Source organism: Agrobacterium sp. lyk4-40-TYG-31 (assembly GCF_030209855.1).
Classification (GTDB): domain Bacteria; phylum Pseudomonadota; class Alphaproteobacteria; order Rhizobiales; family Rhizobiaceae; genus Agrobacterium; species Agrobacterium vaccinii.
In genome coordinates this window covers 650,673-672,493 of record NZ_JARVRE010000004.1, presented here as the reverse complement: position 1 = coordinate 672,493, position 21,821 = coordinate 650,673, and the positions used below count along the sequence as shown (strand labels likewise).

Here is a 21,821-nt window from a genome sequence, read left to right as displayed (position 1 = left end):
GCCCCGACGATATCTGTCATCGGCCTAGAAATCCGTTTTGGTTTCGGGGCCGATGCTGTATTCTTGACGAAAATGACGTCGGGGAGGGCAAGGAGGAAAGCATATGTCCGCACAAGTCTGGCTGGTCTTTTGTGCAGCCTGTGTGATTCTGTTCGCATTGCCCTCGCCCATCTCGTTCAAAGTCGCGAGCTACGCCGCCATTCGCGGTAAGCGCGCCCTCGTCGCTGCCGTCACAGGCGCAACGCTCGGCATCGTCACCACCGTTACAGCCGCAGCCATCATCGTCGCTGGCGCGGAGTTTCTCCCCTCTCCTGTTCTCTATATCGCGCAGTGGGCTGGCACTGGCTGGCTGATGCTGTTCAGCCTGTGGACGATTGCAACGCCCGCGGCGCGCGAAGCAAACGCTGACAACGACAATCTGCGCGGCAAGACGTTCGGCACCATCTTCACTGATTGCTTCGTCCAGGCATCTTTGCGTCTGCGCTATTTCGGATTCTTTGTCGCCTTCCTCGTGCAATTCGTTAACGGCACCCGCGATGTGGTGGAAATGGTGACACAAATGCAGGCCGTCGTGTTGCTCATGGCTTTCGTCTGCATCCTCGCCCAGGCCTGCTTTGCCCGCTTCACCATCCGCTCCGTGCGGCGCATGTCGGTCGCCAAAAAGCTGAAAAATCCCCGCCGTACGCACTTCATCGCAGGCCGCGCCGTCACCGCCGGATACCGCCGTATCGCTGCCTGAAAATTCACTGTCACGTCCCGACTTGCCGGAATCCTTACGATAGGTTAATGATCGCCGGATAGGGACTGCCTGCTTCGTTTGAAACGGGGGTATCAAGTGACAGGCGCACTCAAAGGCGGCAGCATGAAAATTTCAGGCAATTTTCGTCGAAAATCGGCGCTACTTCTGTCGTCCACGGTGGGCATCGCGCTGACACTGGCAGGATGCACCAGCGTCGAAGTGGCATCCAAGAGCGATGCGCTACAGCCGAAAATCGCCTCAGCGCCCCAGACACCCGCCGCCGCAAGCGTAACGACCGACGCACAGGCCGCCACAGCAGGCACGACAGCCCCCGTCGAAGTCGCGTCCAACACAGCAACTGAAACACTGCCCACCGCCGCCGCCGTCAAGGGTGGCCGCGTGGCGCTTCCGCCAGCAGCGGAAATCGCAGCCGCCGCCGCCATAGACGCACAAATTCAGCCACAGGCCCAGCAGGTCGCACTCGCAGCGCCCGCTGCACCAACGCCAGCCACGACTGCGGTCATGCATCAGGCCAACACCGCCGCCCTGCCCCAGGTCGTTGCCATGAAGGGCAGCTTCCCACCGGCCCCTGGCGCACCGGGAACACCTTCGGCTGCCGCCGTTCCCCTGACAGAAGAGATGATGAAGCAGCAGAGCGTCATCCCGGTTCCAAAGCCGCAGGGCGCTATGCTCGCCTATGCCTCGGCCCCGCAAAATGCAGCGCTCGCCGCCATCAGCACCCGTGAAGGCCTGACCACCGCACCGGACGCTCCCACGATGATGGGTCGCCAGAAGCTCAGCGGCCTCATCAGCAAATACGCCACCATGTATGACGTGCCGGAAGATCTCGTGCACCGCGTGGTCATGCGCGAAAGCCGCTACAATCCCCGCGCCGTCAACGGCGGCCACTTCGGCCTCATGCAGATCAAACACGCCACAGCCCGCTCCATGGGCTTCGACGGCCCCGCCTCCGGCCTGTTCGACGCAGAAACCAACCTCAAATATGCTGTGAAGTACCTGCGCGGCGCATGGATGGTTGCCGATAACGACCGCGACAATGCCGTCAGGCTTTATGCCCGCGGCTATTATTACGACGCCAAGCGCAAGGGCATGCTGCACGTCTTGCGCAAGTAAGGTTTTCCAAACGTTATAAGTTTGCACGCGGGGCTCACCCCCCTCTGCCCTGCCGGGCATCTCCCACAAGGAGGGAGATCGGCTGGGCGCAAACTCCCAATCCATCCGCAACGTTAGAAATGGCCGAAAGGTCGCGACGAGTCGATCTCCCCACCTGTGGGGGAGATGGCCGGCAGGCCAGAGGGGGGTAAGCCCCACCCAGCGCACTATGCTAAGGATAGCCAACCTTCTATCCCCAACCCCCGTCATCAAACTGTTGCGTCTCATCGCTAAACGCCTCTCAACCGAATGAGAGGTCGAATCCCATGACGAGTGTCGCGCCGAAGACCGGTTTCAGCAAAAACGTAAAACTCAAAGCTGCCCTCCTCCAGCACAAGGCGCTTTCCACCAGCGGCCTATCGGAGCGACTGTTCGGCGTGCTGTTTTCCGGTCTTGTCTATCCGCAAATCTGGGAGGACCCGGATGTCGACATGCAGGCCATGGAACTGCGCGAAGGCCACAGCATCGTCACCATCGGGTCGGGCGGCTGCAACGTGCTGGCCTATTTGTCGCGCCATCCCGCACGCATCGATGTCGTCGATCTCAATCCGCACCACATCGCGCTGAACAAGCTCAAACTCGCAGCCTTCCGCCATCTGCCTGCACATGGAGATGTCGTGCGCCAGTTCGGCGTGGCGAATGTGCGCTCCAACAGCGATGGCTATGATCGCTTCATCGCCCCGCATCTGGATGCTCAGACTCGCGCCTATTGGTCCAGACGCACCCTGACGGGCCGTCGTCGTATCTCTGTATTCGACCGTAATATCTACCGCACCGGCCTGCTTGGCCGCTTTATCGGCGCGGGCCACGTTCTGGCACGCCTGCACGGCGTCAAGCTTCAGGACATGGCGAATGCCCGCTCCATCGACGAGCAACGGCAGTTTTTCGACAGCAAGGTCGCACCTCTCTTCGACAAGCCGATGATTCGCTGGCTGACGAAGCGCAAAAGCTCGCTGTTTGGCCTCGGCATTCCACCGCGCCAGTATGACGAGCTAGCCAGCCTTTCAGACGGCAACACGATTGCGCCGGTGCTGCGCCAGCGCCTCGAAAAGCTGGCCTGCGACTTCCCGCTGAAGGATAACTACTTCGCCTGGCAGGCCTTCGCCCGCCGCTATCCGCAGTCACAGGAAGGCGCCCTGCCGGATTATCTGCGTCAGGATTACTATGCGGCAATTCGCGAAAACGCGGCCCGGGTGCATGTTCACCATGCCACCTTCACCGAACTGCTGGGCGCAAAGCCTGCCTCATCGGTTGATCGCTACGTGCTGCTGGATGCGCAGGACTGGATGACGGATACGCAGATCAACGAATTGTGGTCGCAGATCAGCCGCACGGCCGCACCTGATGCCCGCGTCATTTTCCGTACTGCGGCGGAAAAAAGCGTCATCGAGGGACGCCTCTCGCCGGATGTCGCCGCGCAGTGGACCTATCTCGCAGAGCGTTCGCAGGAGCTGAACGCACGCGACCGCTCCGCCATCTACGGCGGCTTCCACATTTACCAGAGGGCTCAGGCATGAAGAGCATCGGCGATAATATCAGCCTCGGCGATGTCAAACACGCCAACCTGATGGACCGCATGTACCGCCACCAGCGGCACATTTACGATATCACCCGCAAATACTACCTTCTGGGCCGCGACACCACCATCGACAGGCTGGACGTTCCGCACGGCGGCAGTCTGCTGGAAATCGGCTGCGGCACGGGCCGCAACCTCTTGCGTGCCTCCCGGCTGTTCCCGACCGCAAAGCTCTATGGCCTCGATATTTCCTCAGAGATGCTGACCACCGCCAGCGAGAATTTCGGCGGTCATCGCGAACGCCCCATCCTGCGCGTTTCCGACGCCACCACCTTCAAGCCCAGTGAATTCAGCCGCACGAACGGCTTTGACCGGGTGATGATTTCCTACGCCGTGTCGATGATACCGGATTGGGAAAAGGCAATCGAACGCGCCGTGCTGGCCCTTGCCCCCGGTGGTTCGCTGCACATCGTGGATTTCGGCCAGCAGGAAGACCTGCCCCGCTGGTTCCGCAGCCTGCTTCAGGCCTGGCTCACGAAATTTCACGTCACGCCGCGGAGCAACATGCGCTACGTGCTGGAAGCCATCGCAGGCACCCACAATGCCACACTGGAGTTTCAGCCAATCATGCGTGGTTACGCATGGCGCGCTGTGCTGACGCTGCCGAAGGGTTGAAGTCGAAACATAGCCCACGGCAGTGGGTGTGGCTCACCCCCCTCTGTCCTGCCGGACATCTCCCCCACAAGGAGGGAGATCGGCTAGACGCAAACTCCTCACTCAATCCGCAGCGTTGAAGATGGGCGAAGCCTTTCCACGATTCGATCTCCCCACCTGAGGGGGAGATGTCCGGCAGGACAGAGGGGGGTAAGCCACACCCACTGCCGTCCATCACGCGTGACCCAGCCGCAAACGGCTGTATTTCTCCACACACCATCTTGCCATAACGGCTTGTTTACCCTGTTATGGTAAACAGAAGTTAACAGCACGTCTTGCAAGACGACTGGCGGGCAAATCATACGTTCTGGGATCATCATGCAGCGGCTACTTCCGGCTCTTTTCGCGACCGTGCTCATGTTGAGCGGCTGCACCTCTACCAGCTATGACTTTCTCGAGACAGCATCCGTCGCCAAGCCACGTTTCAAGGATAACGATCCGCACGATTTCGGCTCCAGATCGCCGCACAAGCACGAGGTTCACGGCATCGATGTCTCCAAGTGGAATGGCGATATCGACTGGGCCACGGTGCGAAAATCCGGCGTGTCCTTCGCCTTCATCAAGGCCACCGAAGGCACAGATCGCATAGACGCGCGCTTTGACGAATACTGGCGCGAAGCCTCTGCGGCGGGCGTGCCGCATGCGCCCTATCACTTCTATTATTTCTGCGCGACGGCGGATGCGCAGGCGGACTGGTTCATTCGCAACGTGCCGAAGGAATCGATGAAGCTGCCGCCGGTTCTGGACGTGGAGTGGAACCCGGCCTCCCCCACCTGCAAGACCCGGCCTGCACCGGATGTGGTGCGCGCCGAGCTTCAGCGCTTCCTCACTCGCATCGAAACCCACTACGGCAAGCGCCCGATCATCTACACCAGCGTCGATTTCCACCGCGACAATCTGGTCGGCCAGTTCAAGAGCTACCCATTCTGGGTGCGCTCCGTTGCGGCCCACCCGACGGATATTTACAGCGATCGGCAATGGTCGTTCTGGCAGTATACCGGCACCGGCGTCATTCCCGGCATCAGCACGCCGACGGATATCAACGTCTTTGCCGGGTCGGAAAAGAACTGGCGAACCTGGGTGGCTTCTGCGTCCAAGCCACGAAGCTGATGATCCAGGCTTGATTTTTCCACCAGATACGGCAGATGTGCTGCGAAATAATCGCTTGGCGTCGGAAACAAACCGTTCGGTTGCGCTTTTCCCACGTCTTGCCCACGCTTCCGCCAAAATCTTGGCCAAGGCAGGGGCATCATTTCATTTGAGGAATTCGGATGTTCAGCTTCTCGCCCCGCAGCTTCGCACTTGCTGCCAGCCTTTTCACATTGTCCTGCAGCTCCGCACTGGCCGTCCCCCTCGTAACCTCGCCGGATGACCCGAAGCAGGTTGCCTGCGGTGGCGATCTCGCAACGTTTCTGGCAGGCGTAAAGAGCGAAGCCGTCGGCAAGGGCGTGCCCGCCGAGGCCGTGGACAAGGCGCTGGCTGGCGCGCAGATCGACCAGAAGGTTCTGTCGCGTGACCGCGCACAGGGCGTATTCCGCCAGACCTTTCTTGAGTTCTCGCAGCGCACCGTCAGCCAAGGTCGCCTCGATCTCGGTCGCAAGAAGCTTCAGGAATATTCCGCTGCCTTCAAACGCGCAGACGACGAGTTCGGCGTGCCCGCTGGCGTCATCGCCGCCTTCTGGGCCATGGAAACCGATTTCGGCGCCGTTCAGGGCGATTTCAACACCCGCAACGCGCTCGTCACCCTGTCGCACGATTGCCGCCGCCCGGAACTCTTCCGCCCTCAGCTGATCGCGCTCACCGAAATGGTACAACATGGCGATCTCGACCCCGCCACCAACACCGGCGCATGGGCCGGCGAAATCGGCCAGGTCCAAATGCTGCCCAAGGACATCATCGCATTCGGCGTGGATGGTGACGGCGATGGCCACGTCAACGTCAAATCCAACAGCCCAGACGCGATCTTGACAGCTGCCAAGTTCATCCAGCATCTCGGCTTCAAAAAGGGCGAGCCGTGGATTCAGGAAGTCTCCGTGCCGGAAAATCTCCCCTGGGAGAAATCGGGCCTTGGCGGCACCATGACGGCTGCTCAGTGGTTCGACCTCGGCGTTGCCCCACGTGACGGCAACAAGACTTTCGCCGCCCTGCCTGCCGCCCTCATCTTGCCGCAAGGCCGCAAGGGACCGGCCTTCATCACCTACCCGAACTTCAACATCTATCTGGAATGGAACCAGTCCTTCATCTACACCACGTCGGCTGCCTATTTCGCAACCCGCTTCATGGGCGCCCCTGTCTACGCCAAGGGCAATCCTGAACCCGGCCTTGACGATGCCGCCATGAAGGAACTCCAAACGAAGCTCGATGCAAAGACGCATGATGTCGGCAAGATCGATGGCATTCTGGGTTCCGGCACCCGCATCGCCGTTCAGCGTGAACAGCAGCGCCTTGGCCTTCCCGCAGACGGCTGGCCGACCCGTGCTCTGCTGGACGCGCTTTAAGACGCTCGATACGCAGATTCGGACTGATTAAGACAAACGGCCGTGGCATTAACCACGGCCGTTTACTTTTTTCACATTTCGCACCTAGTTTTTCACACTGTAATATAACTTGTATATCAACGCATTGGCAGCAAAATGCTGAAATTTCATGCGCTTGTCGGGTGCACCGCATCATAGAATTTGCTTTTCAAGAGACACAAATCGGTCATAATGATTACTGTCAACGTAAAGGAGGCAGAGCATGGGACTTACAAATTCTCTTAATGCCTTAGCAGTCGGTGTTGCGTTCGCGTTTGTCGGAGTGATGTTATTCATCTGACACGCACCTTGGGGTTATCGCAGACACCCGGTAGTTGATCACCATTTGCCATAGAAAAAGCGCAGGTTTTTCGAAACCTGCGCTTTTTACATTTCACGATGTAGCGTTCAAAAATGCGGCCTTACGCAGCCGATTTTCTCAATGGCCGAAAGCCGACATTTTCCAGAACGGCGTTTACCAGCGGCGCGCGGTTCATGGTGTAGAGATGGAATTCGTTGACGCCGCGCCGTTGCAGGTCAGCGATCTGCTCGGCAGTCACATCCGCAGAAACCTTCGCGCGCCCCGCAGGGTCCTCATCAAAACCGGCAAAACGGTCATCCAGAAATGAGGGAACGCTAGTGCCACAACGACCGGCAAAACGCTTCAACTGCGTCAGGTTCTGGATCGGCATGATACCCGGCACGACTGGAATGGTGATGCCCGCCTTGGCGACACGCTCCATGTAGCGCTCGAAAATATCATTATCGAAGAAGAACTGCGTCAGCGCCCGCGTCGCACCATTGTCGGCCTTGCGCTTGAGCATATCGATATCGACTGCATCGCTTTTGCTCTCCGGGTGCTTTTCGGGATAGGCCGAAACGGAAATCTCGAAATCACCGATCTCGCGCAACCCGCGCACCAGCGCCGCGGCATTTTCGTAGCCTTCCGGGTGTGGTTTGTAATCCGTACCGATGCCGGTGGACGGGTCGCCACGCAGGGCCACGAAGTGCTTTACGCCCGCCTCGCGGAACTCCTCAACCACATCATGCACTTCCCGCTTGCTCGCATCCACGCAGGTCAGGTGCGATGCCGTCGGCAACCCGGCAATGGAGATCATGCGCTGCACGGCTTGCAGTGTGGGAGCCTTGGTGGTGCCGCCTGCACCATAGGTTACCGAAACGAAGTCCGGGTTCCAGCGCGAAAGCTCCTCGACCGTCTCCCACAGTTGCACGTCCATATCCGCATTCTTTGGAGGAAAGAACTCGAAGGAGAGCTTGAAATTTCCGTGTTCGTGGCGGTCTGCCTCAGTCTTCGTCATGTCATGCCCTCCCGGCGGAAAGAAGTGGTGCGTCAATCGCCTCCTCGCCCGCAATCAGCAGGCGTGGATCGCGCGCAACCCAGATTGTTACGTCGAGAGACTGGGCAGATGCCTTGCCGGAATGCAGATCGAACGCCTTTTCCGGTGTGAGGCCAGCCTTTTTCAGCCACTCTTCCATGGTTTGATGTGAGAAACCAAGGCGCACATGCGCGTGGTCTTCCCTAAGATATTCCAGCGAATGCGGCGCCAGATCGATGATGACAAGACGCCCGTTAGGGCGCAGCATGCGCGCCGCCTCGGCAAGCGCCATTTCCGGGTGGTCGAGGAAGTGCAGAACCTGATGCACCACCACAAGGTCGAAATCCTGACCTTCCAGCGGCAGGTTCAGAATATCGCCATGCCGGACAGAGGCATGCGCCACACCGGCCTTGTCAAGATTGGAGCGGGCAACAGCCAGCATGTCGCGGCTTGCATCAATACCGATGGCACGGCGATAGGTGCCGCTGAACAATTGCAGGATGCGGCCCGTGCCGGTTCCCAGATCGAGCATCGAATCGACCGGCGTCGTGCCGATCAGTTTCAAAAGCGCACCTTCCACTGCATCATCGCTGACGTGGAGGCGGCGAAGCTCGTCCCAGGCCGAAGCGTTGCGGCTGAAATAGTCCTGCGCCCGCTCGGCTCTCACCCGCTTGACCGCAGAGAGACGCTCGCTATCGCGCAGCAGAACGGAATCCGTAGGCGATGCGACAGCCAGCAACTGCTTTATCATCTCGGCGGACTTGCCATCCTGACGCAGACGGAAGTATGCCCAAGCACCTTCCTGGTAACGGTCAACAAGATTTTCCTCGGCCAGAAGCTTCAGGTGGCGCGAAATACGCGGCTGCGACTGACCCAGAATCTCGGTCAGATCCGTCACCGTCAAATCGCCCGCCGCCAGAAGCGCCAGCAGACGAAACCGCGTAGGCTCCCCGGCTGCCTTCAACAGCCCAACCAGATTATCAAGCCCTAAAGCCAACACTGCACCTCAAGCCAATCAACATATAAAGATATCTTTATACGATTAGTCGGGATATGCAAGATGGGTGCGTCGCTGGGCAACAGAAAATCGACACATGAATTTCAGCCGCCGCTTTGCTTTGCCCGGTGGGCGGAACACGCAGTGTTTGCTCAAGGCAGGAGCACCGCACCTGCTTGTTGGCTCCCCAGAATGTCACCGGGATTGCGCAATGGACAATCCTTTACAGACAGGCAGCCGCATCCGATACAGCCTTCCAGATCGTCTCTCAACTGCGTCAGCTTGTCGATTCGGCTCTGGAGTGCCGCCCGCCAAGCGCTGGCGAGTTTCTTCCAGTCTTCGGCATTCGGCGTCCGACCATTCGGCAATCCCGATAAGGCCTCCTTGATTTCCGCAAGCGGAATACCAGCCTGCTGAGCAATCCTGATGACGGCCAAACGGCGTAGAACCTCACGCGGATAACGCCGTTGGTTTCCGGCATTGCGCGACGCCGTCAACAACCCCTTGGCCTCATAGAAATGGATCGTGGAAACGGCGACGCCGCAGCGCCTGGCCACCTCGCCAACCGACAGCTCCCGATGAATATCGACCATACCCTATTGACCTCAACTATAGTTGAGGTCGTATGAACCCTATCAACTCATCAATCAAGCGTCAGTACGACCAACCGGAGTTGAACCATGATTTCCATCAAAGGCCTTTACGAGACCCATCTGACTGTCTCAAACCTCGATCGCTCGATAGAATTCTACCGCGATGTCGTCGGGCTTGAACTGGCGCACACCATACCGGACCGAAACGTCGCCTTCTTCTGGCTCGGCGGACGTGAGACATCCATGCTCGGCCTCTGGTCGATCCACAGTTCGCCCATGCAAATGAGGCTGCACATCGCGTTTCAGACGACACTCGATCAGGTCATCGAAGCGCCCGCATACCTGCGCACCCAAGGCATCGTTCCGCGCAACGGCGCAGGCATGGAAATCAACGAACCCAGCGTCTTCCCATGGATGCCGTCGGCCAACGTCTATTTCAACGATCCGGATGGCCATCAGCTGGAATATATCACGATTTTACCCGGCAAGGCTCGGCCCGACATTCTGGGCATGATGACGCTTTCGGAGTGGAACGCACTCGATAAAGGCTAGCTGCAACGCGTGAGATATTCGGCGCCTCATATAGCAAAAGAGGCGGCAAGTGCCGCCTCTCTCAGTTCTATTTTGTAGAACTCAAAACTCTTCCCAATCCGACGCCGCGGCCAGTGCCGCATTGCCGTGGCTTATGGGAACGCTACGGCGTGCCGCAGGACGCGCCGCCGCTGCGGGTTGAGGCGCTGAGCGTGTCGCAGGCGCCTGCCTGCTGGCACTCTGCTGACCCAACTGGAAGTTCGAAAGAAGCCCGTTCAGGTTTGCACTCTCATGTGCAAGCGAGGCACCGGCAGCGTTCATTTCTTCCACCATCGCCGCATTTTGCTGCGTGGCCTGGTCCATATGGTTCACGGCTGTATTCACCTCCGCAAGCCCAACGGACTGTTCCTGCGCTGCCGTCGCAATCGCCTCCATGTGGATATTGACCGACTGCACCAGTTCGGCAATCTCGCCCAGTCCTGCGCCCGTATCGCTGACGAGGCGCACACCTTCACCCACAGCGATGGCGGAATTGCCGATCAGTTCCTTGATTTCCTTGGCCGCCTTGGCAGAGCGTTGCGCCAGCTCGCGCACTTCCTGAGCGACGACAGCAAAGCCCTTGCCCGCCTCCCCCGCACGCGCAGCTTCCACACCGGCGTTGAGCGCCAGCAGGTTCGTCTGGAAGGCAATCTCGTCGATCACGCCGATGATCTGGCCGATCTGTTTCGAGGAATGCTCGATCTTCTCCATGGCAACAACCGCGTTGCGCACCACATCGCTGGATGTGCTGGCCTTTTCGCGGGCAGTCCGCACCACGCCGCGCGCCTCGGCAGATCGCTTGGATGTCGAGGTCACATTGGCGGTGATCTGCTCGAGCGCTGCCGCTGTTTCCTCAAGCGAAGCAGCCTGCTGCTCGGTGCGCTTGGCGAGATGGTCCGATGCAGACGATATCTCGTGTGAACCGCCCGTCACCGTCGAGACCGATTGGCCAACACTGGCCAGCGTTTCGCGCAATTGCCGAACCGAACTGTTGAAGTCCACCCGCAAGGTTTCGAACTGCGATGAGAGCGGTTCATGCAATTCGCACAGCATATCGCCTGCAGCCAGACGCTTCATGCTGGCAGCGAATGTGCTGGTGGCCTGCACCAGACGCGCCTCGGCCTCCGCTTCCGCCGCACGCTGCATCTCCAAGCGTTCACGCTCCGCCTTGGCGCGGTTGTCGGCTTCCGCTGCTTCCAGTTCACGGTTGCGGATCGCAGACTGCCGGAAGATTTCGACGGCCTGCTCCATGTCGCCAATCTCGTCCTTGCGGCCCGAGGCAATGGCAGCACTGTCGATCTCGCCCTTGGCCAGCCGACCCATGGCAGCCACCATCGTTCCGATAGGCCGAACGACGGTCATGGCCATGATGCCGGAGAAAATCACCATTACGATGCCGCCCGCCAGCGTCAGCAGTCCGATGATGACCAGCGTCTGAAAGGCAGCACTAGCGCCCGCCTTTGCGAGATCGGAAATACCGGTCAGATTATCCGTTTCGATCTGCTTCAACTGCTCGATCCGTTTCGTAGCAGTCGAAAACCACGTCGCGCTGTCGAGACCACTCAAATCGGCATCCTGCCCGTTCGCCACGATTCGCGAGCGGAAATCGGCAATGTCCTTGGAGGCTGCGGACAGAAGGCCGCCATAGCTTGCCTTGCGCTGCGGGGTCTGCGCCAGCAGGAATGTATCGATCAGCGCCTGCTGGCCACCGGCCATGGCTGCAAAATCAGCAAAGCGCGCCGGGTCCATCTTCTTGGCCGTTATGAAACCGTTGCCGAGGCCGCGTTCCTGCCCGGCAAGCTCCTTCGCCTTCATCAATTCCGCATAGGCGCCGATCTGGCGAGCGATATTCGGATCACCCACCTCCTCAACGAGATCGGACGCAATCGAAACAATATTGCCGATTGCCGAAGTATAGGAGCCGAAGGCCTGACCGCCGCTTGCAGAAAGACTATCCACGGACTGCCGCAATTGCAGCGTCGATGTCAGACTTGCTTTGGCGGCGGCGTATTGTGCTGCGAGAGCGTCGCCGCTCACGTCGGAAAGAGATGCGGAAATCGTATCGAACTGGCTCGCGACACCATCGGTCTGGGTGCGCGCGCTCGCAAGCTCGGCAACATTCTTGGTACCCTTGGAGCCGATAAAGCCCGCCGTCAATCCGCGCTCGACCTGAAGGGAGTGCGCAATGTCGCTCAGTTTCTTCAACTGCTCGCTGATGACAACGACATCATTCATGTTGTGATAATCGTTCAGGCGTGCCGAAAGTTGAACATATGACAGATAACCGGCTGCAAGCATCGGAAGGGTCACCGCAGCCCACAGCCTTTTGCTGATCGCAATATCGACCAATTTCATGAGGTTCGCTCCTGTATCGTGACCTCATGCCACCCCGCCGCGCAGATCATATGCACAGACCCGAATAAACATCACCTTTATTAAATAAGACTAAATCGGAAGTATTTCTTGAGCACGGCGGCTTATTTGATAATAATCAATAAGTATAAAATGCACAAAATAAAAGCCGCTGCATCAAATTGATGCAGCGGCTTTCGATGCTTCGCTTATTTTATCAGCAGGTCAACGCGTCAAACGCTTATACGCCTGGCTTCCCGGGTTCAGCGCATCTGCACCCAGACGGCGGATCTTGTCCTGTTCGTAGTCTTCGAAGTTGCCTTCGAACCATTCCACATGGCCGTCGCCTTCAAACGCGAGAATGTGGGTGGCAAGGCGGTCCAGGAACATTCTATCGTGGCTGATGATGATGGCGCAGCCGGCGAAGTTTTCGAGCGCCGTTTCCAGCGCGCCCAGCGTTTCCGTATCAAGGTCGTTGGTCGGTTCGTCGAGGAGGAGAACGTTGCCGCCCGCCTTCAGCATCTTCGCCAGGTGCACGCGGTTGCGCTGACCACCGGAGAGGTTGCCAACCTTCTGCTGCTGGTCGCCACCCTTGAAGTTGAAGGCGCCGCAGTATGCACGGCTGTTCATATCGAACTTGCCGAGCTTGATGATTTCGGCACCGCCGGAGATTTCTTCCCAAACGGTCTTGGAACCGTCGAGAGCATCGCGGCTTTGGTCGACATAGCCGAGCTGCACGGTCTCACCGATGCGAACCGAACCGCTATCGGGCTTTTCCTGACCGGTGATCATCTTGAACAACGTCGTCTTACCGGCACCGTTGGGGCCGATGATGCCGACGATACCGCCCGGTGGCAGCTTGATCGAGAGATCGTTGATCAGCGTGCGGCCTTCAAAGCCCTTGGTGATGCCTTCCATCTCGATGACCACCTGGCCGAGACGCTCAGATACCGGAATGATGATCTGCGCGTCGCCGGGGCGCTGCTTGTCGGCCGCATCAACCAGCTGTTCGTAGGACTTGATACGCGCCTTGGACTTGGCCTGACGTGCCTTCGGGCTCGATGCGATCCATTCCTGTTCGCGCGAAATTGCCTTCTGGCGGCCTGCGTCTTCGCGGGCTTCCTGCTGCATACGCTTGGCTTTTGCCGTCAAGTACGCAGAGTAGTTGCCTTCGTATGGAATGCCGCGGCCACGGTCGAGCTCGAGAATCCAGCCGGTGACGTTATCCAGGAAGTATCTATCGTGGGTAATCATCATCACGGCGCCGGGGTAATCGCGCAGGTGCTTTTCCAGCCATGCGATAGTTTCGGCGTCAAGGTGGTTGGTCGGTTCGTCGAGCAGCAGCAGGTCCGGCTTGGACAGAAGCAGACGGCACAGCGCGATACGGCGGCGCTCACCACCGGATAGCAGGGAAACGTCGCTCTCCTTCGGCGGGCAGCGCAGGGCTTCCATCGCCATTTCGACCTGCTGCTCCAGATCCCACAGGTTCTGGCTGTCGATGATGTCCTGAAGCTTCGCGCCCTCATCGGCGGTCTCATCGGAATAGTTCATCATCAGTTCGTTGTAACGCTCGAGCACGGCCGTCTTGTCGGCCACGCCCACCATGACGTTTTCGAACGCGGTCTTGGTCTCGTCCAGATGCGGTTCCTGCTCGAGGTAACCGACGGTCGCACCTTCGGCCAGCCACGCCTCGCCGGTGAATTCCTTGTCCTGACCGGCGATGATGCGCAGCACCGTGGACTTACCGGCACCGTTGGGGCCGAGAATACCGATCTTGGCATCGGGGTAGAACGACAGGTTGACGTTCTCGAGAATCTTCTTTGCGCCGTAAGACTTGTTCAGCCCCGACATGTGGTAGATGAATTGGCGTGCCATTGTAGCGAATGCTCCACGTCAGTTTGGGAAAGTTGCCGCTATGTAAGGTAAATAGGGCGTTGGAGCAACCTCCAACCAAGAATAAGCCAAGCTGCGGAGACGGGAATGGACGATATGATGTTTGGCGAAATCAACCGGCTGGAAAGCCCTTCCGGCGCCACCCTCGCCTACCGGCATCAACCCGCCACCGGCACGCCGCGCGGTGTGCTGATGATCTGCCATGGGCTTGTCGAGCATGCCGGGCGCTATCGCCGTTTCGCCGAGGTCATGTCCGCACAGGGCTTCGAGATCTACGCCCACGACCATCGCGGCCATGGACGCACGAAGGCGGGGGATGCGCCCATCGGGCGCTTCGCCTGGAAGGACGGCGTGAGCAAGGTCATCGCAGACGTGATGGCGATCCGCACATTGGCCGCAGAACGCCACCCCGGTCTGCCCATCATACTCTTCGGCCATTCCATGGGTGGCCTCATCGCGCTCAACACTGCCGTCAGCCACCCGGATGCCTTCGACGCCCTGTCGATCTGGAACTCCAACCTCAACACCGGCGTCATGGGCCGTCTGGCGCAGGTCGTTCTGCGCATCGAAAAAATGCTGAAAGGCTCCGATGTGCCCAGCGCCATCCTGCCCAAGGCAACCTTCCGCATCTGGAACAGCAAGATGCCGGAAAAGCGCACCACCGCAGACTGGCTGAGCCACGACAAGGCGGCAGTCGATGCCTATGTTGGCGATCCGCTCTGCCAGTTCGAAGCCAGCGTCTCGCTGTGGCAGGACGTGTTCGACATGTCCTATCGCGGCCCCAAACTCATCTCCCGCCTCCCCAAAACCCTCCCCATCCTCCTCGTCAGCGGCAACGAAGACGCCGCCACCAACAATGGCCGCGAGATCGTCTGGCTGGCCCAGCAGTTCCGCGCAGCAGGCTTCAGCAACGTCACCGACCGTATCTACCCCGGCATGCGGCACGAAACGTTGAACGAAATCGGCTGGGAGGTCCCGGCAGCAGATTTCGCGGCCTGGGCGCGGGGTGTGGCGGACTGATTCCTCTCTTCCGTCATCCCGGACTTGATCCGGGATCCAGTCGCCTTGCGTCTGCAAGGCGAAAGACCCTTTCAGCCTAAAGACTTGGGCTGACTGGATACCGGCTCAAGGCCGGTATGACGGTGGTGGGGATGCAAGAACATGGGAAATCATCGCACCCTGCTGATCTGGCGACGCTTCACTGCCGAAACGGAATGACTCCATGAGATTATTTCACATGCATGCAGAAGGTCGCCCGTCTATAAACTTCTGAAATGTGTGAGACAGACATGGCAGAGACTTCCGATAAGAAACAGCCGCCCCTGAAGGGCATTCGTGTGATCGAGCTGGCGCGCGTGCTGGCTGGTCCCTGGGCCGGGCAGATGCTGGCCGATATGGGTGCCGATGTCATCAAGGTGGAAAGCCCCGATGGCGGCGACGATACGCGCGCCTGGGGGCCACCCTTCGTTGAAAGCAAGGATGGCGACAATCTTTCCGCCGCCTATTATCACTCCACCAATCGCGGCAAACGTTCCATCACCATTGATCTGAAGACCGAGGACGGTCGCCAGACCGTGCGTCGGCTGGTGAAAACCGCCGATGTCATGATCGAGAATTTCAAACGCGGCGGGCTGGAGAAATACGGGCTGGATTACCAGTCGCTGCGGGCGCTGAACCCCAAGCTCATCTATTGCTCCATCACCGGCTTCGGCCAGACCGGCCCTTACGCGGATTTCGCCGGTTACGACTATATCGTGCAAGGCATGTCCGGCTTCATGTCGATTACCGGCGAGCCGGATGGTCAGCCGATGAAGGCAGGCGTTGCGGTGGCCGATATCTTCACCGGCATCTATTCCGTCACCGCCATTCAGGCTGCCCTCATCCACGCGATGCGCACGGGCCAAGGCCAGCATATCGATATGGCGCTGCTGGATGTGCAATCGGCGGTGCTGGCCAACCAGAACATGAACTACCTCATTTCCGGCAAGGCACCGGTGCGACTGGGCAACGCCCACCCCAACATCTCGCCTTACGAGGTGGTGCCCACCGCTGACGGATTCCTCATTCTCGCCGTTGGCAATGACGGGCAGTTCCGTCGCCTCTGCAAAATCCTCGGCATCGACGCGATCGCGGACGATGAACGCTACGCGACCAACAAGGCGCGCGTCGCCCACAAGGTCGAGGTCCGCCAGATCGTTTCCACTGAAACGCTCAAATGGATGAAGCGCGATCTGCTGACGGCCTGCGAAACCAATGCCGTGCCCGCCGGTCCCATCAACTCCATCGAGGAGATGTTTGCCGATCCGCAGGTTCAGGCCCGCGGCCTGCGCGTGGATCTGGAAGCAGCCGATGGCACCGTCATTCCCGGCGTGCGCACGCCTATCGTGCTATCCGAGACACCCTTGCATTATAATCGACCGAGCCCGCGTCTGGGCGAGCATCAGGACGAAGTTCTGGCCGAACTGGCTGATATTGAAAGGACCATTGCGCCATGAAGAGAACAGGCGGACAGTTGATTGTCGAAGCCCTGAAAGCCAATGGCGTGTCGCGCGTCTCCTGCGTGCCGGGCGAAAGCTATCTGGCGGTGCTGGATGCGCTCTACGAAAGCGGCATCGAAACCGTTGTCTGCCGCCAGGAAGGCGGCGCGGCGATGATGGCCGATACATGGGGACGGCTGACCGGCGAACCCGGCATCTGCATGGTCACACGCGGCCCCGGCGCGACAAACGCCTCTGCCGGACTGCACATCGCCATGCAGGATTCCATCCCAATGATCCTGTTCATCGGCCAGGTGCAGCGCGATGCACGCGAGCGCGAGGCCTTTCAGGAGGTCGAATACCGCCGCGCTTTCACGGAATTTGCCAAATGGGTCGGCGAGATCGATGATGCCCGCCGCATCCCGGAATTCGTCACCCGCGCCTTCGCCATAGCCACATCCGGTCGTCCCGGCCCGGTGGTCCTGAGCCTGCCCGAGGATATGCTGGTCGATCTGGTGGAGGCACCGGAAGCCAAGCCCTACACGCCGGTCGAAAACCACCCCGGCCGCAAGCAGATGGCAAAATTCGCAGAGCTTTTGGGCAACGCCAAGCGCCCCATGATCATCGTCGGCGGCACGCGCTGGACGGAAGACAGCGTGGCAAAATTCAAGACATTTGCCGAGACCTTCAAGCTGCCCGTCGGCTGCTCCTTCCGCCGTCAGGCGCTGTTCGATCACCTCAGCCCATCCTATGCGGGCGATGTCGGTATCGGCATCAACCCGGCACTGTCGAAGGAAATCAAGGAGGCCGACCTCATCGTGCTTCTCGGCAGCCGCATGTCGGAAATGCCGTCTTCCGGCTATACCCTGCTCGACATCCCCTACCCGTCGCAGACGCTGGTGCATATCTTCCCGGATGCCGAAGAGCTTGGCCGAATGTACCGCCCCGATCTCGCCATCTGCGCATCCACCAGCGATTTCGTCGATGCGCTGGAAAGCCTTGAGGCGCCCCAAAACCCCGTCTGGGCAGACCGCACTGCCGCCATGCACGACGCCTATCTGAAGTGGTCCACCCCGCCGAAAACCGGCCCAGGCCCAGTCCAGATGGGCCCGATCATGGACTGGATCGAGGCCAATGTGCCCGTCGATGCCGTCTTTACCAATGGCGCGGGCAACTACGCTACATGGCTGCACCGCTTCCACCGTTTCCAGCGTTTCAACACGCAATCAGCCCCCACCTCCGGCTCCATGGGCTACGGCCTGCCAGCCGCAGTCGCCGCCAAGCATCTGTTTCCAGAACGCGAAGTCGTTTGCTTCGCAGGTGACGGCTGCTTTATGATGCACGGCCAGGAATTCATCACCGCCGTGCGCTACGGCCTGCCGATCATCACCGTGCTGGTCAACAATGGCACCTACGGCACCATCCGCATGCATCAGGAACGGGAATATCCCGGCCGCGTCAGCGGCACCGACCTCGTCAACCCCGACTTCGTTGCCTTCGCCAAGGCCTATGGCGGCCACGGTGAACTTGTGGAGAAGACAGAAGACTTCGGCCCGGCCTATGAGCGCGCCAGAGCCAGCGGCAAGCCTTCAATCATTGAGGTGAAGCTGGACCCAGAGGCCATTACACCTGCGCGGACGTTGACGCAGATTCGCGAGCGGACGTAATCTTGCCCTTGCCGTCCTCCTCATTCCTGTGCTTGTCACAGGAATCTAGTCAGCCCAAGTCCTTGGGCTGAAAGGAGTCGTCCGCCGCGCCGACGCGCGGCACTGGATTCCTGTGACATCAACAGGAATGAGGAAAGATAAATGGCAGAGCAGACACCAGCGGTCATAACCCCACGCAACGCAAGCATCGAACCATCCGCCGGTGCACCCTTCGAGGCCGTCCGCGTCGCCCGCGATGTGCTCCACACGTCGCGCACCGCCGGTCTCGCCACGCTCGATCCGCACAGCGGCTATCCCTACAACACCGCCACCAACATCGCTGTCGAGGCGGATGGCACCCCCTTCTTCTTCACCGCACGCCTAGCGCTGCATGCCCGCAACATCGAAGCCGACCCGCGCATTTCGCTGGTACTTGCGCCCTTCAACAAAGGTGATGCGCTGACGTTGCCGAGACTGACGCTGGTGGGAAAAGCCGAACTCATCGGCGAGGACGAGATACCGCTGGCCAAGGCGCGCTATATTGCCCGCTACCCGAAGGCCAAACTCTATCTCGCACTACCAGACACCCAGCTCTACCGCCTGAACATCGAAGGCCTGCAGATCAATGGCGGCCCTGCCCGCAATGCCAGCAACATCACGCCTGTTGATTTGCGCACCGAGCTATCAGGCGCTGAGGACTTCATGGCAGCAGCGGAGACTGAAGCAATTCGTCTCAATGCGATAAAGGGCGAGGCATCGCGTTTGGCAGCTGTGGCGGGGAGGAAATCCGGTGCCTGGAAAATCACGTCTATCGACCCGGAGGGGATCAATCTCGCGTCGGTAAGCGACTTGATGAGACTTTGGTTCAATGAACGGGTGACAAGCTTGAATCAACTCCCAAAGGCCCTGACTCAACTTTCGAGAGATGTCCGTTAGTTCTCTGAAATAACTGACGTATTGGCCCGCGAAGCGCAGTCGGATTCAGTCGCCCGAAACCGGAGGCCTTACCAACGTCTTATAATTATACAGCGCCAGTAAAAGCAGAAAAACACCAATAAGCCAAAAGGGATAAAAGCCTTCGCCGAGTTCCACGACCTCACGAATGCGACAATTATCGTTGGTGAGATAGGCACCGAGACCCCTGGTTACTTTTTCCCATGCGACACTGGGTGGCTGCCCGCCGAAGAACGATGTGATGGCGAGATAGCCGAGCGCGTATAAGAAGTACATAGCGAAGCATATTAAATCGAGCAGACAAAAAAGCTGATCTTTCTTGACCGCCGTCGCGACCGCAGATGCGACGAAATACGCAATGATCAGAAAAAACACTATTTTATCTTCGGAAAACCAGCCCGTTTCCGATTGCCATCCACAAAAGCTGTATATCTTGTAAGGATAATAAACGGACGCCATAAAGGAAATAATGATCGCTAATTTCAGCGAAATCCGAACGAGAATGGGATTCCATGAATCCATGACGATCCGCCGTAACGTCGAGATATACTTGCCTTGAGAAATCGCTAAAAAAACGCCGCCTAATCAAAGGCGGCGTTTTAAAAAATCATCAAACAGCAGCCGTCACAATAAACTCGACCTTATAATCCGGTGTCGCAAGCGCTGCTTCGCTTGTCGCACGGGCTGGCGGGTTTGCCGGGTCGATCCAGGATTCCCAGACGGCGTTCATTTCGCCGAAGGTGGACATGTCGGAGATGTAGATGATGGTCTGGAGTATCTTGGATTTGTCGGAACCGGCGAGAGCCAGCAGGCGGTCGACTTCGGCGAGTGCGGATTTGCTCTGCTCGGTCACGGATGTGCCTTCACCGACCTGACCTGCGAGGTAGACCGTGTTGCCGTGAACGACTGCGCCGCTCATGCGCTTGCCGGGTTCGATACGCTTGATGCTCATGCTGAAACTCCTGTTGGTACTTTGGGCAGAAAATGACGACCGAAAATCAGCCGCGTATATGATGGGTCTTTTCGTAGATCGCCGTGGAGCGCGCGCCGGAGCGGCAAAAGCCGAGCATGGGACGCTGAAGCTCGTCCAGCGCATCCACCATGCCGGTGACGGCATCGGCATCAACGCCGAAGCGTCCGACCGGCACATGCACGACGGCAATGCCGAGTTCTTCGGCCCGCTCTGCGATGTCGGCAAACAGGGGCTGGCCCTCTTCTTCACCATCGGGGCGGTGACACACGATGGATTTGAAGCCGAGCGCCTTGACCTCATCGAGATCGGCAACGCTGATCTGGCCGCTCACGGAATAGTCGTCGTCAATGCGCCTGATATCCATCTTCATATCCTCCTGTCGTCAACGGCAATCTGGCCTGTTTCAAGCCATGCCGCCCTAAATCCGCATTCGGTGTAAGGGGTTAAATCCAGTGCGTCAATGACAGGATTTTTCAAAAATATGGCCATTCAAAGAATAGAAAAGCGCAAGCCATAGCGCCTGCTTTCACCCGGTTGCAGCATGGTGAACTCCCCCGCCTCGCGCAATTGCGCACGGTCTACCCAGCGGTGCGAGACGGGCTCGATGCCCATGACATCTGCCGGGCTTTGTTGGTTTCGCCACATCTGGAGATAGGGCAGCGTATCGGCACGAAAGGCGACGCGAAGGGTGCGCCCGCCGATGGCCGCGATCGGCCCCACAGACATTTGCGCCCAGCCCTCACCGTTGACGGGCACGCAGAACACACCGCCCGGCTCTTCGCCAAAACGCCAGCCAAACCCGCCGCCCTCGAACATCTCCCCGGTCAGCCGCACGTCGTCATCGAAAAGCCGTGCGCCGATGTTCATGTGGTACATATGAAAGACAGGGGCTGGCCGGTCGCTGGTGTTGGTAACCGTGTCATCAAGGCTGATTTCGCCGCTCGCGCCGTCAATGTGCCACTGCCGATCCAGACGGGCCGTGCCGCCATCTGCAAGAACCACCGGAACCCTTGCCGCTGCGCGCGCATTATCGTCCGATACCACGCAGTCGGTGATCTCGGCCGGGTGTGACGAAAACGAACCATGAAGAGGGTAGCGCCTGCCGCTGTCATCGCCTTCGATGGGTTGAGGGTGGCGAATGTGGTCGGGGCCGCAGGTGAACATGAAGCCTTCCAGCGAATGGTCAATGCGCGCATCGCCATCATCGGGAATGGCCCTACCGGGCGCGATATCGACGCCATCGACGACGCAGGCACCGATGTCGAAAACGGACGTTTCGTCCAGATAAATCGTTGGGGATAGTCCTGCTTGCAGGGCGCGCATGCATCCTCCTCTTCAACCCGTTGGCTTCGATAGTTGACGTAGCGATCA

General features: G+C 59.0%; 20 protein-coding genes. 11 read left to right on the top strand and 9 right to left on the bottom strand.

Annotated features, from left to right (window positions below):
* The first annotated feature begins 103 nt into the window (after positions 1 to 103).
* The 6 genes from QRN55_RS08445 (at position 104) to QRN55_RS08420 (ending at position 6,640) form a co-directional block, all read left to right on the top strand.
* A complete protein-coding gene (locus QRN55_RS08445; protein ID WP_111837940.1) occupies positions 104 to 739 on the top strand; it encodes a LysE family translocator in 636 nt (211 codons plus the stop codon).
* 96 nt (positions 740 to 835) lie between these two features.
* On the top strand, positions 836 to 1,873 hold the full coding sequence (locus tag QRN55_RS08440) for a transglycosylase SLT domain-containing protein (RefSeq protein ID WP_502871303.1): 1,038 nt from the start codon (positions 836 to 838) through the stop codon (positions 1,871 to 1,873).
* 305 nt (positions 1,874 to 2,178) lie between these two features.
* Positions 2,179 to 3,429 carry a BtaA family protein gene (locus QRN55_RS08435; RefSeq protein WP_284776383.1) on the top strand — a complete coding sequence of 417 codons (1,251 nt, stop codon included), beginning with the start codon at positions 2,179 to 2,181 and terminating at the stop codon, positions 3,427 to 3,429.
* Complete coding sequence (locus QRN55_RS08430; protein ID WP_284776382.1) at positions 3,426 to 4,103, top strand: class I SAM-dependent methyltransferase; 678 nt, start codon at positions 3,426 to 3,428, stop codon at positions 4,101 to 4,103. Before QRN55_RS08435 ends, QRN55_RS08430 begins: the two co-directional genes overlap by 4 nt.
* A gap of 357 nt (positions 4,104 to 4,460) precedes the next feature.
* Positions 4,461 to 5,252 (top strand): glycoside hydrolase family 25 protein, encoded by a 792-nt coding sequence (locus QRN55_RS08425; RefSeq protein WP_284776381.1) that lies wholly within the window; start codon positions 4,461 to 4,463, stop codon positions 5,250 to 5,252.
* Between the two features lie 161 nt (positions 5,253 to 5,413).
* Positions 5,414 to 6,640 carry a lytic murein transglycosylase gene (locus QRN55_RS08420; RefSeq protein ID WP_284776380.1) on the top strand — a complete coding sequence of 409 codons (1,227 nt, stop codon included), beginning with the start codon at positions 5,414 to 5,416 and terminating at the stop codon, positions 6,638 to 6,640.
* A gap of 440 nt (positions 6,641 to 7,080) precedes the next feature.
* Here QRN55_RS08420 and metF read toward each other — a convergent pair whose 3' ends face one another.
* The 3 genes from metF to soxR all read right to left on the bottom strand — a co-directional run bounded on the left by metF (position 7,081) and on the right by soxR (position 9,585).
* Positions 7,081 to 7,977, bottom strand: a complete 897-nt coding sequence (gene metF / locus QRN55_RS08415; protein ID WP_284776379.1) for a methylenetetrahydrofolate reductase [NAD(P)H] — start codon at positions 7,975 to 7,977, stop codon at positions 7,081 to 7,083.
* Position 7,978: 1 nt separating this feature from the next.
* Positions 7,979 to 8,992, bottom strand: coding sequence for an ArsR/SmtB family transcription factor (locus QRN55_RS08410; protein ID WP_111837935.1), 1,014 nt, complete (start codon positions 8,990 to 8,992; stop codon positions 7,979 to 7,981).
* Positions 8,993 to 9,144: 152 nt separating this feature from the next.
* Positions 9,145 to 9,585, bottom strand: a complete 441-nt coding sequence (gene soxR, locus QRN55_RS08405) for a redox-sensitive transcriptional activator SoxR (protein WP_284776378.1) — start codon at positions 9,583 to 9,585, stop codon at positions 9,145 to 9,147.
* A gap of 87 nt (positions 9,586 to 9,672) precedes the next feature.
* On the opposite strand from soxR, the gene QRN55_RS08400 reads away from it, so the two are divergent.
* Positions 9,673 to 10,137 (top strand): VOC family protein, encoded by a 465-nt coding sequence (locus QRN55_RS08400; protein WP_284776377.1) that lies wholly within the window; start codon positions 9,673 to 9,675, stop codon positions 10,135 to 10,137.
* Between the two features lie 81 nt (positions 10,138 to 10,218).
* Here the strand turns inward: QRN55_RS08400 and QRN55_RS08395 are convergent, their stop codons facing one another.
* Both QRN55_RS08395 and ettA read right to left on the bottom strand, forming a co-directional pair.
* Positions 10,219 to 12,510, bottom strand: coding sequence for a methyl-accepting chemotaxis protein (locus QRN55_RS08395; protein ID WP_284776376.1), 2,292 nt, complete (start codon positions 12,508 to 12,510; stop codon positions 10,219 to 10,221).
* A 222-nt stretch (positions 12,511 to 12,732) separates the two neighbouring features.
* Complete coding sequence (ettA, locus tag QRN55_RS08390; RefSeq protein ID WP_173997675.1) at positions 12,733 to 14,382, bottom strand: energy-dependent translational throttle protein EttA; 1,650 nt, start codon at positions 14,380 to 14,382, stop codon at positions 12,733 to 12,735.
* Between the two features lie 105 nt (positions 14,383 to 14,487).
* On the opposite strand from ettA, the gene QRN55_RS08385 reads away from it, so the two are divergent.
* From QRN55_RS08385 to QRN55_RS08370, 4 genes are all read left to right on the top strand, one after another.
* A complete protein-coding gene (locus QRN55_RS08385) occupies positions 14,488 to 15,420 on the top strand; it encodes an alpha/beta fold hydrolase (protein WP_284776375.1) in 933 nt (310 codons plus the stop codon).
* A 269-nt stretch (positions 15,421 to 15,689) separates the two neighbouring features.
* A complete protein-coding gene (gene caiB, locus QRN55_RS08380) occupies positions 15,690 to 16,895 on the top strand; it encodes a succinate--glutarate CoA-transferase (protein WP_284776374.1) in 1,206 nt (401 codons plus the stop codon).
* Positions 16,892 to 18,544, top strand: a complete 1,653-nt coding sequence (locus tag QRN55_RS08375) for a thiamine pyrophosphate-binding protein (protein ID WP_284776373.1) — start codon at positions 16,892 to 16,894, stop codon at positions 18,542 to 18,544. Before caiB ends, QRN55_RS08375 begins: the two co-directional genes overlap by 4 nt.
* Before the next feature lie 141 nt (positions 18,545 to 18,685).
* Entirely contained in the window at positions 18,686 to 19,459 is a 774-nt protein-coding gene (locus QRN55_RS08370; RefSeq protein WP_284776372.1) for a HugZ family pyridoxamine 5'-phosphate oxidase, read from the top strand.
* A gap of 45 nt (positions 19,460 to 19,504) precedes the next feature.
* On the opposite strand, the gene QRN55_RS08365 is transcribed toward QRN55_RS08370, so the two are convergent.
* From QRN55_RS08365 to QRN55_RS08350, 4 genes are all read right to left on the bottom strand, one after another.
* Positions 19,505 to 19,999 carry a hypothetical protein gene (locus QRN55_RS08365; RefSeq protein WP_284776371.1) on the bottom strand — a complete coding sequence of 165 codons (495 nt, stop codon included), beginning with the start codon at positions 19,997 to 19,999 and terminating at the stop codon, positions 19,505 to 19,507.
* 88 nt (positions 20,000 to 20,087) lie between these two features.
* Positions 20,088 to 20,429: a RidA family protein gene (locus QRN55_RS08360; protein WP_284776370.1), complete on the bottom strand. Its 342-nt coding sequence runs from the start codon at positions 20,427 to 20,429 to the stop codon at positions 20,088 to 20,090.
* A 46-nt stretch (positions 20,430 to 20,475) separates the two neighbouring features.
* On the bottom strand, positions 20,476 to 20,814 hold the full coding sequence (locus QRN55_RS08355; protein WP_065698253.1) for a protein tyrosine phosphatase family protein: 339 nt from the start codon (positions 20,812 to 20,814) through the stop codon (positions 20,476 to 20,478).
* Between the two features lie 125 nt (positions 20,815 to 20,939).
* Positions 20,940 to 21,773 (bottom strand): DUF4432 family protein, encoded by an 834-nt coding sequence (locus tag QRN55_RS08350; RefSeq protein ID WP_284776369.1) that lies wholly within the window; start codon positions 21,771 to 21,773, stop codon positions 20,940 to 20,942.
* Between the last annotated feature and the right edge of the window lie 48 nt (positions 21,774 to 21,821).

Bases quoted from the DNA above. Each gene is read 5' to 3' on its own strand.
- QRN55_RS08445 (WP_111837940.1), top strand. From the start codon at position 104: ATGTCCGCACAAGTCTGGCTGGTCTTTTGTGCAGCCTGTGTGATTCTG.
- QRN55_RS08435 (WP_284776383.1), top strand. From the start codon at position 2,179: ATGACGAGTGTCGCGCCGAAGACCGGTTTCAGCAAAAACGTAAAACTC.
- QRN55_RS08430 (WP_284776382.1), top strand. From the start codon at position 3,426: ATGAAGAGCATCGGCGATAATATCAGCCTCGGCGATGTCAAACACGCC.
- QRN55_RS08425 (WP_284776381.1), top strand. From the start codon at position 4,461: ATGCAGCGGCTACTTCCGGCTCTTTTCGCGACCGTGCTCATGTTGAGC.
- QRN55_RS08420 (WP_284776380.1), top strand. From the start codon at position 5,414: ATGTTCAGCTTCTCGCCCCGCAGCTTCGCACTTGCTGCCAGCCTTTTC.
- metF (WP_284776379.1), bottom strand. From the start codon at position 7,977: ATGACGAAGACTGAGGCAGACCGCCACGAACACGGAAATTTCAAGCTC.
- soxR (WP_284776378.1), bottom strand. From the start codon at position 9,585: ATGGTCGATATTCATCGGGAGCTGTCGGTTGGCGAGGTGGCCAGGCGC.
- QRN55_RS08400 (WP_284776377.1), top strand. From the start codon at position 9,673: ATGATTTCCATCAAAGGCCTTTACGAGACCCATCTGACTGTCTCAAAC.
- QRN55_RS08395 (WP_284776376.1), bottom strand. From the start codon at position 12,510: ATGAAATTGGTCGATATTGCGATCAGCAAAAGGCTGTGGGCTGCGGTG.
- ettA (WP_173997675.1), bottom strand. From the start codon at position 14,382: ATGGCACGCCAATTCATCTACCACATGTCGGGGCTGAACAAGTCTTAC.
- QRN55_RS08385 (WP_284776375.1), top strand. From the start codon at position 14,488: ATGGACGATATGATGTTTGGCGAAATCAACCGGCTGGAAAGCCCTTCC.
- caiB (WP_284776374.1), top strand. From the start codon at position 15,690: ATGGCAGAGACTTCCGATAAGAAACAGCCGCCCCTGAAGGGCATTCGT.
- QRN55_RS08375 (WP_284776373.1), top strand. From the start codon at position 16,892: ATGAAGAGAACAGGCGGACAGTTGATTGTCGAAGCCCTGAAAGCCAAT.
- QRN55_RS08370 (WP_284776372.1), top strand. From the start codon at position 18,686: ATGGCAGAGCAGACACCAGCGGTCATAACCCCACGCAACGCAAGCATC.
- QRN55_RS08365 (WP_284776371.1), bottom strand. From the start codon at position 19,999: ATGGATTCATGGAATCCCATTCTCGTTCGGATTTCGCTGAAATTAGCG.
- QRN55_RS08360 (WP_284776370.1), bottom strand. From the start codon at position 20,429: ATGAGCATCAAGCGTATCGAACCCGGCAAGCGCATGAGCGGCGCAGTC.
- QRN55_RS08355 (WP_065698253.1), bottom strand. From the start codon at position 20,814: ATGGATATCAGGCGCATTGACGACGACTATTCCGTGAGCGGCCAGATC.
- QRN55_RS08350 (WP_284776369.1), bottom strand. From the start codon at position 21,773: ATGCGCGCCCTGCAAGCAGGACTATCCCCAACGATTTATCTGGACGAA.